Origin of the sequence: Niallia sp. Kr1 (genome assembly GCF_050389805.1) — a bacterium.
In the GTDB taxonomy this organism is placed as follows: Bacteria; Bacillota; Bacilli; order Bacillales; family Cytobacillaceae; genus Bacillus_BD.
Genome location: NZ_CP130945.1, coordinates 4,406,464 through 4,419,041, shown reverse-complemented (window position 1 = coordinate 4,419,041; position 12,578 = coordinate 4,406,464). Strand labels below are relative to the sequence as shown.

The 12,578-nt window shown below is 32.0% G+C and carries 8 protein-coding genes; 6 read left to right on the top strand and 2 right to left on the bottom strand.

Going from position 1 to position 12,578, the window contains the following annotated elements:
• Positions 1 to 47: 47 nt before the first annotated feature.
• Entirely contained in the window at positions 48 to 2,120 is a 2,073-nt protein-coding gene (locus tag Q5760_RS21780) for an LTA synthase family protein (protein ID WP_428909678.1), read from the bottom strand.
• A gap of 265 nt (positions 2,121 to 2,385) precedes the next feature.
• On the opposite strand from Q5760_RS21780, the gene Q5760_RS21775 reads away from it, so the two are divergent.
• The 5 genes from Q5760_RS21775 to Q5760_RS21755 all read left to right on the top strand — a co-directional run bounded on the left by Q5760_RS21775 (position 2,386) and on the right by Q5760_RS21755 (position 10,367).
• Positions 2,386 to 3,219, top strand: a complete 834-nt coding sequence (locus tag Q5760_RS21775; protein WP_428909677.1) for a glycosyltransferase family 2 protein — start codon at positions 2,386 to 2,388, stop codon at positions 3,217 to 3,219.
• Entirely contained in the window at positions 3,216 to 4,538 is a 1,323-nt protein-coding gene (locus tag Q5760_RS21770) for a UDP-glucose dehydrogenase family protein (protein WP_428909676.1), read from the top strand. The genes Q5760_RS21775 and Q5760_RS21770 overlap by 4 nt, the downstream gene beginning before the upstream one ends.
• Positions 4,539 to 5,420 carry a glycosyltransferase family 2 protein gene (locus Q5760_RS21765; protein WP_428909675.1) on the top strand — a complete coding sequence of 294 codons (882 nt, stop codon included), beginning with the start codon at positions 4,539 to 4,541 and terminating at the stop codon, positions 5,418 to 5,420. It begins immediately after the preceding gene.
• Positions 5,421 to 5,438: 18 nt separating this feature from the next.
• Positions 5,439 to 6,866 (top strand): oligosaccharide flippase family protein, encoded by a 1,428-nt coding sequence (locus tag Q5760_RS21760; RefSeq protein ID WP_428909674.1) that lies wholly within the window; start codon positions 5,439 to 5,441, stop codon positions 6,864 to 6,866.
• 195 nt (positions 6,867 to 7,061) lie between these two features.
• Positions 7,062 to 10,367, top strand: a complete 3,306-nt coding sequence (locus tag Q5760_RS21755; protein ID WP_428909673.1) for a glucosaminidase domain-containing protein — start codon at positions 7,062 to 7,064, stop codon at positions 10,365 to 10,367.
• Positions 10,368 to 10,511: 144 nt separating this feature from the next.
• On the opposite strand, the gene Q5760_RS21750 is transcribed toward Q5760_RS21755, so the two are convergent.
• Entirely contained in the window at positions 10,512 to 11,498 is a 987-nt protein-coding gene (locus Q5760_RS21750) for an LCP family protein (RefSeq protein ID WP_428909672.1), read from the bottom strand.
• Between the two features lie 262 nt (positions 11,499 to 11,760).
• Between Q5760_RS21750 and Q5760_RS21745 the strand changes: the two genes are divergently transcribed.
• Positions 11,761 to 12,546, top strand: coding sequence for a glycosyltransferase family 2 protein (locus Q5760_RS21745; RefSeq protein ID WP_428909671.1), 786 nt, complete (start codon positions 11,761 to 11,763; stop codon positions 12,544 to 12,546).
• The last annotated feature ends 32 nt before the right edge of the window (positions 12,547 to 12,578 follow it).

The following is a 12,578-nucleotide window of genomic DNA, read 5'->3' as shown; positions in this document are numbered from 1 at the left end:
GTTAATCGTTAATTCTTGATTTAATGTTTCTTAGATTATAATTAAACTTAATTCGAATACAAAATATCTAGTGTATATTGCTTCCCTGCTAATAGATCATACTGTAGCAATCTATAGTCGTTTAATAATTCTTTTTGTTTTGGGGATAAAGTTTTAATGAACTCCTGATTTGCACCTATCTTAGCATTCGTTTTTATACCAGGAATTTCCTTGAATAATTCATCGAGTAAATTAAAGAAAGTTGGTTTTTCTAATCCGGTTAGGTCGTAGACAATCTTGGCCAGATAGGATGGACTAATTGTATTTAATTCAACCTTATTGATATTGTAATTAGAATATATTAATAAAGGTGTTTCGGAAAAAAGCTTATCATTTAATAGATCATTATTGGTCTGAGCAAAGTTTGCATCTGAATATACAGATCGGTATGGTCCTAAAATTGGCAAGTGATCGCCCCAAAAGACGATAATCGTTGGTTCTTCTAATTCGTCCAATTCATCTATTAAATATTTTAAGGCTAAATCTGCTTGTTTTACTCCCTCACTGTATACTTCTAAAGGAGATGAAGCTTCTTCTGGTAGTCCTGTCACTTTAATTGTATTCTCTTCATAACGGCCTGAATTATAGGGCATATGATTTTGCATGGTTACAGCGTGAATAAACGATGGATCTTTAGTATTTCTAATATGGTCTATAATTTCCTTTGAAACAGATTTATCTGAAATCATTGGTCCTGATTTTTCTTGATATTTCATTGTATTCATATCGCGGAATTCATTAAAACCGAATGTGTTATACACAATACTTCTCTTATAAAAGGCACGATTATAAGGATGAATAGCTAATGACTCATAACCTTTTCTTTCGAGATCACTGACAATAGAAGGAATAAAGTTTTTTCGATAAACAATTTCTTGATAGGCTATTGAACCAGGGTTTAAAAATGACGTTGAAAAACCTGTAAGTGCCTCAAATTCAATATTAGCAGTAGCTCCTCCAAATGCAGGTGAGTATATATATCCAGAAGTATAATTTTTACTTAATGATCGTACATTTTTTAGTGGATCTTCACTAAATTTTATTTTATCGTTCTCGAGACGTGTAGGATCCCAAAACGATTCATTCATTATATATATGATATTGGGTAGTTCGTTAGGACTGTTATTAATTTTATTATTTGCATATTTTTGTGCGATTTCTAATACTTTTTCCTTTGTATAGCCCTCTGGAATAGGTAATTTTTTATTGCTGGAATTTGCAAGAAATCCTATAACAAAACCATTATGATCATAGGTATTTAAAGGATTCCATTTACTCACTATAACTCCCGCTTTATCGAAAAAAATATTCAAAAACGTATTTGGAAAGTTAGCAAAAGAATAAATCACTATTACAGAAAACAGGATTAATACTCCACGTGTCCAAAGTGAGATTCTAATCTTGGGTAGTAAAAAAGTTAAAACAATAATAACAGAGATTATTACTAAAATAAAAATAAAATCCTTAACTGAAAAAGAGTTCATAACCATGGGTATTACTTCTTTTAATTGTCCAATCTGCATAAAATCTGACGGATATAGCGGTTCAATTCTTAAATTAAGTTTATTGTAGTGAGCAAATCCTATTAAAAATAAAATAGAAGCAGTTAAGAAAGAACTAAGATAAACATTTCCAATTAAAGAAAAGGTAAATATGAATAAAGAAAGTAATAATAATAAACCGATATAATAGATAGCGGGATTATCCGAGATCCAAAGTATAGTTTCGGGTAAATTATGTAATGACTGGGCGTATTGTAGATATATACTAGTAACTAATGCAAAAATAAAACTGATACCTAATATAATAAATGTCTTCAAAAGATAGATAATCCACCCATTTTGATTATTAAGTTGCCTAATCCATTTAATTTGTATCTTTGCTGTAAATAACAGTAGGGCAAAGATAATAAAATAAGTTAATATAAATTTCTTTGTATTTAAGTCTATCCAATTTATGATAGAAACAAGACTGAATGAATCAGTGATAAACTTTAATAAAAGTAATAAATAAAAAGAGACTAAACCGTTGAAGATCAAAAAAATTATATAATTATCTATGTTTTGTTTATATTTTTTCATAATTTAATCCTTCTTTCGATTGTAAAAAACATTACCTAAACGTTAAAATATTTTAATTTAATGTTAACGAACATTTACAATCGACTATTTTAAGGTACTTTATTTAAAAATGCAAAATATTGTATTGAAAACTCTAGTTAAAAAACTACATTTGTATAGATGGAAATTAATTTAAAATAGGTTATACTAAAACATAGCAATTTTTGTCGACCATTTAAAAAGGTGATAAAATAAAGAATGGAACTATTTTAGAGGGTGTGTATTTTTGAGTATTTCTGTTGTAATTCCTACTTTTAATCGTGCTCATTTGTTACCAAAAGCTGTAAACAGTGTATTAGAACAAACGCTAGAGCCATTAGAAATTATCATTGTTGATGATCTGTCTACCGATAATACCAGAGAAGTAGTTCAATCTTTTAATAACGATAAGATAAAATATGTTGTTAACAAAAGAACTAAGGGAGCTAATGGAGCTCGTAATACTGGTATTTTATTAGCAAAGGGAGATTATATTGCTTTTCAAGACAGTGATGATATATGGTTACCAACTAAGTTAGAAACACAAATCAAATATATAGAGGACCATCCTGATGTTGACATGGTTTTTTGTAGTTTGAAAATAAATAACATTTTAGATAACATCTCCAGAGTAGTGCCCAAAAGAAAGGTTAAGTCAGATGAAATTAAGGGCCTTCTTGAACGGGGTAATTTTATAAGTACACAAACGATATTATTAAAGAAAAAAGTAGCAGAAGGAAATTTGTTTGATGAGAGCTTGATGAGATTTCAAGACTGGGATTTTGTTATTAGAGTTTCTAAGAAGCATACTATCCATCATCTAAATCAAGTATTAGCATTAGCTGAGGTGCAGAATGATAGCATTAGTAAAAAGGTAAACCAAATCCAGGCATTAAAAATGTTTTTTACAAAATATAAAGAACTGGAAACAGCAAACTTAATAACAAAATCGTTATATCACGATATATTAGCTTCGGAAAATAAAGAAAACGGGAAAGTGTTACGATCTAAAATTAACTCTTCCTACTCTTTTTGTTATCAATTAGTGGATAGAGTATTCAATCGGAGGAATAGACTATGAGGATTGGAGTCGTTGGAACAGGCTACGTAGGTCTTGTCCAAGGTGTAGTATTAGCTGAATTTGGACTAGAAGTTTTATGCATGGATGTTATTGAAGAAAAAATACAACAATTAAAAAAAGGAATTGTTCCTATTTATGAGCCTGGTTTAAAAGAATTAATGGATAAAAATGTGGATGCAGGAAGGTTAAAGTTCACAACTGATATGAAGTATACCGTTGAAAATAGTGATGTTATTTTTATTGCGGTTGGTACTCCCCCAAAAGACGATGGAAGTGCAGATTTACAATTTGTCCTTCAAGTCGCTGAAAGTATTGGAGAGTACATGAATGACTATAAGGTTGTGGTTAATAAGTCTACGGTTCCTGTAGGTACAGGGCAATTAGTACAAGAAACCATTCAATCAATACTTAATGAACGAAAGGTTGATTGTCCTTTTGATGTCGTATCAAATCCAGAGTTTTTAAGAGAAGGTAAAGCGGTTGGCGACTGCTTAAAACCTGACCGTGTAGTCATTGGATGCAACAGTGATAGAGCTTTGGATATGATGAAAACAGTGTATGATGTACTATATATAAATGAAACCCCATTTGTTTTTACAGATATTGCTACCGCTGAGATGATTAAATACGCTTCTAATTCATTTTTAGCTGTAAAGATTTCTTTTATAAATGAAATGGCTCTCTTGGCAGAAAAGGTAGGCGCTAATGTTCAAGAAATAGCTCGAGCTATGGGAATGGATGGACGTATTTCTCCAAAATTCCTTCATGCTGGACCTGGCTATGGAGGATCGTGTTTCCCAAAAGATACGAAGGCTATTGTTGACATTGCAAATCATCACGGGGAAGAATTAAAAGTGATTCAAGCGGCGATTGAAGCTAATGAGAAACAGAAAAAAAGAATGGTTGAAAAAATCATAGATCGCATGAACGGGGTTGAGGACAAGAACATTGCGGTATTAGGACTCTCTTTTAAACCTGAAACAGATGATATGAGAGAAGCACCAAGTATTGATATCATTAATGGGCTTGTGAAAAATGGAGCAAACATTAAAGCCTATTGTCCTCAAGGGATGAAAGAGGCAAAGTGGAGATTAAAGGAAATAGAAGATCATATCACCTATTGTCAAAATGAATATGATGCTGTAAAAGATGTAGATGCAACGATTTTTATGACAGAATGGCATCAATTTAGAGGAATGTCTTTAACTAGGATGAGGGATTTAATGGAGGGGAATTTCGTATTCGACCTTCGTAATATTCATGTAAAGGATAAACATGTACGTGACATGTTTGAGTATTATCCATTGGGGAGAAAGTAAATGGGCAAAGTTGATATTTTATTACCAATTTATAACTCTTATGATGAAACAAAAAATTGTATCGAAAGTGTACTAAAATACACAAAAGAAGGAACATTTAATTTATATTTATTAGATGATAAAAGTCCAGATGATCGTATTCCGAAAATGACTAAGGAATATAGTGAAAAATATTCGTTTGTTACTGTCGTTAGAAACGAGCAAAACCTTGGATTTCCTGGAAATGTTAATAATGGATTTGCTATATCAAAGAGGGATGTTGTGGTACTCAATAGTGATACATTAGTAAGTCCATTATGGCTTGAAATTCTCAATAAGACGGCCTATAGTTCTGAATCGATCGCTGCACTAACACCAATGAGTAATTATGGGATTATTTCCGGAGTTCCTACGCCAAATAGTCAGATAAATGCTTTGTTCACTTACGAAGAAATTTTAGCTGCTTTTAATAAAAGTAAAAGAAGTGGTTACGTGGAGACTCCTTTAATCATTGGTTTTTGTATGTATATAAAAAGGTCAGCACTAGAACAGGTTGGAATCTTTGATGCGAAGACCTTTAAAAGAGGATATGGAGAAGAATCAGATTGGTGTATGAGAGCTGCTCAAAAAGGGTTAAAACTAGTTGTAGCACAAGAAGCCTATGTACACCATATCGGTGGAGTGTCCTTTGGAAGTGAAAAGGGGGAACTTCAACGTCAATCAAAAAGGATTCTTCTTGAAAGGTATCCATGGATCGATGAAGAATTAGAAAGTTATGTAGAAGAGAATCATTTTAAGGGAATAAGAAGAGCGATAATGAAGGATTTAGGTTTCTTGAAAAAATCAGCACCGTTATCATTAAAAATAAAAATGATAAAACATTACATGATTAACAAATTTTAAAAAGGTATTGAGTAGAAAATGGGTAAACTAGCCACTAACTATATATTTACGGTGTTATACCAACTTTTATTAATGCTAACACCTTTTATTACGACTCCATATGTATCTCGCATTCTTAAAGCAGAGGGTATTGGAATCGATGCATATGTATTATCAATTGTTCAACTTTTTGTTGTGTTTATAGTATTAAGTTTACCAATGTACGGAAGTAGACAAATTGCTGTTCAAAAGGATCGTCATGATACTTCGAAGGAATTTTGGTCTATTTTTATTTTTCAAATTATCAATTCTTTATTAACTTTATTTGTTTTTTTAATTTTTATTAGTTTTATTCATGAACATAAATTATTGTATTATATTCACTTAACAACATTGTTTGCTTATTGTATCGATATCTCTTGGTATTTTGTCGGTAAGGAAGAGATGAAGAAAATCGCAATAAGAAATATGATCGTAAAAGTTTCAGGGATAATACTGATATTTACTCTTATCAAAGATTATAATGATTTGCCTTTATATGTTGCCATAAATGGGGGAACTTTACTCATTGGTCAGCTGATTATGTGGGTTCCATTATTTAAAGAAATCATTTTTATTAAAGTTGGATTTAAGGATATCGTTCACCATATTAAACCGTTAATATTACTATTTATTCCTCAACTGATGATTCAAGTTTATGTATTAGTCAATAGAATTGTTTTAGGGAATGTTTCAGGTGAGATAGAAGTTGGTTTTTATAATCAAGCGAATAAGGTTGTGAAAATTGCAATAGGGTTAGTGGCTTCACTAGGAACTGTCTTACTACCTAGAATGGCTTCTGAGTTTTCAAAAGGTAACTATGGTGAGTTGAAAAGATATACTCAAATTACTTTACAATTTGTATTAATGATTACTTTACCAATGACTTTGGGTATGATGGCAATTGCCCCTAATTTTGTCGTTTGGTTTTTAGGAGAAGGATTTTCAAAAGTCTCTATTATACTGATAATGATGAGTCCTGTCATCTTTTTTGTTGGACTTGCTAATGTTTTTGGTGTTCAACTACTTGTAGCTACTAATCAGCAAAAAAAGTATTCCATTTCCATTATCGTTGGCGCTGTTCTAAGCCTTATTATTAATATAGGTTTGGTTTCTACACTCGGTAGTCTAGCTACAACAATCGCTCTACTAGTAGCTGAAGGTGTAGGAGCTTTAATACAAATGTATTATGCTAGGAAATATTTTGAGTTAAATACTTTTGCTCGTTTCTTTGTTAAATATTTATTATTGAGTATTCTTGTGTTTATATCAGTTATTTTAGTTGGTCATTATATTCATATAGCTCCTGTATTATTAACGCTGTTACAAGTAATGGTTGGAACAACTATTTATTTTAGCGGTTTAATACTTGTAAGAGACTCTTTTGTTATGAAAGTATATAACAAAATTCGAGGTAGAATGTTATAATTTTACAAACACGCTCTCAATGAAGCGTGTTTTTTTGTCGTATAAGTTATAATTTTAATTTTTAAATATTTTAAAGTTCTGATATACACTTCAGTAATAAATTTCTAATGTTAACCAGCTTGTATTATGCTAGAATAACAGGAGAAGTCTATTAATTTATGGAAAACATTTTGAGAGGGGGATGTTTAATTTTTTATGGCAACAAAAAAAATACTTTTAGTTCTTGTTGGAATTATGATTTTGAGTTTTTCATTTACTTCTAATCTGAGTATTGGATTTGCAGCAGAACCAAAAGGGGCTAATCTAGACTCAAAAGACAGTTATTATTTTATCAAGTATCAAGGTGAAGAAGAAACGGTTCAGATTAATGATCGTGTAAGATTGCATTTTTCTGGATGGTCAGATGACTCAAAAACATCTATTACTGGAAAAATTGAAATCCTAAATAGTTCGGAAAAGCAGACACAAGAAGTCTTGTTAAATGTAAATAATGAACTAAATAAATTGGATATATTAAATGAGGAATCTATCAATTATAGAATCTCTGAATCTGATTTTTTTGAGGTTGAAGAAGTTTTTTCGGCAGATTTAAATGATCAAGTGACAGTTCTGGAAACAAATGAAAATGGTACTTCTATTGAAGAATTAAAAACAATCGATGAACATGGTACAGTTATTGAAAATAAAGGTTTGACTTACTATCTAACCAAAGAAAATAACGAAAAAGTACCTATTACAGAAGATGTTTACCATTCATTAAATGCGAAAGAAGAGTCATTAAATGAAACTGAAACTGAATCTGAATCTTCTATTAAGGTACAGTCAAGCGGTAGCGGTGAAAATAATAAAGCTGTCAGTGATAGTGAGGAAGCGCCGTCCCAATCCTTCCAAACTTTTGCAATGAGCTCTTTGAAAAGTCCATCAGTTGTGTATTCAACCCATGTACAAAGTCGTGGATGGTTGAAACCTGTATCTGATGGAACAGCTTCAGGAACCGAAGGCGAAGCAAAACGGTTGGAATCTATTAAAATCGCTTTAAAAGATGCCCCTCATGAAGGCGGAATCACTTATAAAACCCATGTACAAAGTCATGGATGGTTAGATTTTGTTTCTGATAATAAAGAATCTGGAACAACAGGTGAGGGAAAACGTTTAGAAGCTATTCAAATCAAGCTAACAGGCGAAATGGCAAACCATTATGATGTATACTATCGAGTACATGCGCAAACCTATGGATGGCTGGATTGGGCAAAAAACGGTGAATCTGCAGGAACCCAAGGTCTTGCTAAACGCTTAGAAGCTATTGAAATTGTTTTAGTTGAAAAGGGTGGACAAGCGCCAGGTTCTACAACCAAACCACTTGTAATGGATCCATCAGTCACTTATTCAACTCATGTACAAAGTTATGGATGGTTAAATCCTGTGTCTGATGGAAAAATGTCAGGAACAGAAGGGGAAGCAAAACGTTTAGAGGCTATTAAAATTTCATTGAAAAATGCGCCTTATTCAGGCGGTATTACCTATAAAACTCATGTACAAAGTTACGGCTGGTTAAATTTTAAATCTAACGGAGCCATATCAGGGACATCTGGAGAAGCGAAACGACTAGAAGCTATTCAGATAAAATTAACAGGAGAAATGGCGAACCATTTTGATGTCTATTACCGTGTTCATTCTCAAACCTATGGTTGGTTAGATTGGGCTAAAAATGGAGAATCTGCAGGAACTCAAGGTCTTGCTAAACGATTAGAAGGTATTGAAATTGTACTAATTGAAAAAGGTGGAAATCCTCCTGGTTCTACTAAGGCTCCGTTAATAATGGATCCATCTGTTTCTTATTCAACCCATGTTCAATCACTAGGATGGTTGAAGGATGTAAAGGATGGAGAATTGAGTGGAACAACTGGTAAGGGTAAACAGGTTGAAGCTATTAAAATTTCTCTAAAAAATATTCCGTATCCAGGTAATATCACTTATAAGACGCTAGTTCAAAATAAGGGTTGGTTAAATGAAGTTTCAAACGGCTCTGTATCTGGAACAACTGGAGAAGGGAATCGTATTGAAGCTATCCAAATTAAGTTAACAGGAGATATGGCAAACCATTACGATGTTTATTATCGTGCCCATATTGGTACTTATGGTTGGTTAGGTTGGGCAAAAAATGGAATGTCAGCTGGTTCTGAAGGATATTCAAAACCTGTTGAAGCTATTGAAATTAAATTGGTAGTTAAAGGTCAAGGAGAAGCGGTAAGCAAAGAGAAAGCCTTTATAAAACCTAGCGTAATTATTTCAACTAATAATTATGATTTGACTTTGAATAATGCATTAACTTATCAAATGAAAGTTTCTCCACAAACGGATTTATACCGTAAACAACCAGCATTTGTTAATGCTAGTAATGTTAAACTCTACGATGGAGGAATTATTACCGGTACTAAGGTAAATATTAGAACTTCTGCCGACTTAGATACTAATGAAAATATTTATGCTGAAGTAGGGTATGGAACTAAGTTTTTACTATTAGATGATAATGTTACAGGGGATGAATTCTTAGGGAGTAAGAGTTGGTATAAAATCGAATATGACGGAGAAGAATTGTATGTTCATAGTAGATTTGGAACCATTAATTCTAGAATTGGTAAAGTACTATCAGACAAACTTGATATTAGAGAAAGTCGCTCTTCATTAAGTCATGTTTTTCAAACTGTAAAAAAGGATACTCAGTTATCCATTGTAGAGGAAAACGTAAATGGGTGGCATCAAGTAGAACTTGGAAATTGGCGTAATGCTAAATCATCTGATGTTCAGGATTATTTAAATCCTGCAAATTTTGTCGATGACGAGAAACAAAGATTACAATTTATGAGTCTCACAAAAACTAGTGATGTCCAAGCTGGAACTTTAAATCAATACCTAAATGGAAAAGGGATTTTATCAGGAAGAGGGCAATCGTTTATTGAAGCAGCTAAAAAGCATAACGTAAATGAAGTTTATTTAATGTCCCATGCATTATTAGAAACAGGAAATGGTCGATCTGATTTAGCAAATGGTATATTGGTAGAGTTAAATAAAGATGGTCAGCCTGTTGTTCTTAAGGACAGTAATGGGGGTGTTCTCACGCTCGAAGATGTAGGAGGCACTGAGCCAAAAGGAGCAAAAGCTGTATATAATATGTATGGGATTGAGGCATATGATCGTAACCCTGATGAATTAGGAGCTTTAGCTGCTTATAGAAACGGTTGGTTTACACCTGAGGCAGCAATCGTTGGCGGAGCTGCTTTTATTGGAGAAAAATATATTGGTGGTAAAAATCCTTATAAAATTGTACAGAATACAATTTATGAAATGCGATGGAACCCTGAACTAATGTCAACTAAAAAAGTTGCAGGGAATCAATATGCTACTGATATTCAATGGGCTTATAAACAAGTGAATCATATGTATGAAGTGTATAAAATCCAGCCTTATACTCTGTATTTAGAATTACCAAAATACAAATAGTCCATAATAAAAGGAGTACAGTCTTATAGATTGTACTCCTTTTCGTTTGGAGATATTAAAATTCGATTTCATAAAAGAATGGCGATAATTTTTATCGCCATTCTTTTATGAAAGAACATTCTAATTTTAAAAGGAATATAAACATTAATATAAACTACTGTCTTCGACTTCATCTTTTGGTAAATCTAAATGATCTCGTAATTCATTTGACAATTCTTGCCTTGTTTCATCTTCAACAATATAATACCATACCTTGTTCATTGTTTTCCCTTCGCCATCTAATTCTAATTTAGTGATTGAATCAGCAGCTGGTCGGTATATTTTTTGGATACCTAGAATGTCATCTAATGTTAAGTTTGTTTTTATATTGTCTTGCAATGCTTCTAAGATATCATCGTATTTGCCTAAGGATGAGATAGACGCTCCTTTTTTTATTACTTTGGATATAACCTCTTGTTGTCTTTTCTGTCTCCCAAAATCGCCTAAAGGGTCTTCTTTACGCATTCTTGCATACTGCAATGCTTCTTCCCCGTTTAAGTGTTGTTGTCCTTCTAATAAGTGTGTGCCATCTAATTCAAATTCATATTGGTTATTAACATCAATACCGCCAACAGCATCAACTAAATCTTTGAACCCTTCCATATTAACCTCTATATAATAATCGATAGGTATGTTTAAAAAATGTTCGATTGACTCTATTGTCATTTCAATTCCACCAAATGCGTAGGCATGATTCATTTTACTAATTGTATTTTTATTGGGTTTTTTTGAATTAACCAATTCTGCACGAGTATCCCGTGGAATACTGATCATCTTGGTGGATTTTAATTCAGGATTAATAGTTAATACTAACATAGAGTCTGTCCGACCTGCGTCTCCATCTCTTTCGTCTACTCCTACTAATAATATGGAGATAGGATCTTTACGGTTAAATTTTATTTCCTCAGTTCTTTTGTCGGAAGTTTCTCTATCAATAGTATTATTCATTTTGTCTACTGCGCTTACTACACTACTATATAAGTTGTATCCAAAAAGACCTATACTTACGAAAAAAAACAAGAACGTCAAAAGAACAATTCTTCTCCATCTTAATTTTTTCCTTCTCTTTTTATACCTTGTTCTAGTATTCATAAATTTGAAACCCCTTCTTATATTAAGTTATGGGAGAATGACTAATTTTGTCTATTCATGTTAAATTATAAGCTTCACTATGAGATTGAGCAATCAAAAGTTTAAATTGGTAAAACCTATTATTCAAAATTCTACAAGTTAATGATATAATTCTGTGTTGACAGTTTAAAATGGTTTAAGTAAAAGATAGTGATGGTTAAGTGCTATTGGAAATACTATAAAAAACAACAACTTAGTTGTATTGAAAAGAGTGTGTTAGTGAATGCAAGGTGTAAAAATTGCAATTAGTATTGTAACTTATAATAGTAAACATATATTTCATGTTCTGGATAACGCTAAAAAGGAATTTGGTGTAGATAAGCAATTTCGATTTGTTATCTTTGATAATAATTCAACTCCAGAATATAAAAACCGGCTAAAGGAATATGAGGATTTTGCGGATATTGTATTTAATCATGAAAATAAAGGCTTTGGTTATGGTCATAATTATAATTTGCTACGATCAACAGAAAAATATTTTTTAATTTTTAATCCGGACATTATTTTAAAACGTGCTGATTTAACTCGAATGATTAATCGTATGGAAGAAGATTCTACAATTTCTTTACTGGTTCCGAAAGTCCTTAATCCTGATGGTACAACTCAATATTTAATAAGAAATCGGGTAACTGTTTTTGATTATGCATTACGGTTTATTCCGTTTAAAATTGTAAAAAAGGTCTTTTCAAAGCGTTTGGCTTCTTATGAATGTCGAGACCTTCCAGACGATAAGTTGATGGATATACGCATAGGCTCTGGGTGTTTTATGCTTATTAGAGGGGAAGATTTTAAAGAAATAAAGGGTTTTGATGAACGGTATTTTATGTATTTTGAGGATTATGATTTATGTTTAGAACTTAATAAACGAAAAAAAAGGGTAGTATATTCCCCTTTTTCGAATGTTTACCATTATTATGAACGTGGGGCCCACAAGAACTGGAATTTATTTAAAATATTTATGCTGTCAATGTTTAAGTTTTTTCAAAAGTGGGGATGGAGATTCTTTTAAAAATTAAATTACCATAAAAAAGAGAGGAAATA

Coding starts and splice junctions, on each gene's coding strand:
- Q5760_RS21780 (WP_428909678.1), bottom strand. CDS start 2,120: ATGAAAAAATATAAACAAAACATAGATAATTATATAATTTTTTTGATC.
- Q5760_RS21770 (WP_428909676.1), top strand. CDS start 3,216: ATGAGGATTGGAGTCGTTGGAACAGGCTACGTAGGTCTTGTCCAAGGT.
- Q5760_RS21765 (WP_428909675.1), top strand. CDS start 4,539: ATGGGCAAAGTTGATATTTTATTACCAATTTATAACTCTTATGATGAA.
- Q5760_RS21760 (WP_428909674.1), top strand. CDS start 5,439: ATGGGTAAACTAGCCACTAACTATATATTTACGGTGTTATACCAACTT.
- Q5760_RS21755 (WP_428909673.1), top strand. CDS start 7,062: ATGGCAACAAAAAAAATACTTTTAGTTCTTGTTGGAATTATGATTTTG.
- Q5760_RS21750 (WP_428909672.1), bottom strand. CDS start 11,498: ATGAATACTAGAACAAGGTATAAAAAGAGAAGGAAAAAATTAAGATGG.
- Q5760_RS21745 (WP_428909671.1), top strand. CDS start 11,761: ATGCAAGGTGTAAAAATTGCAATTAGTATTGTAACTTATAATAGTAAA.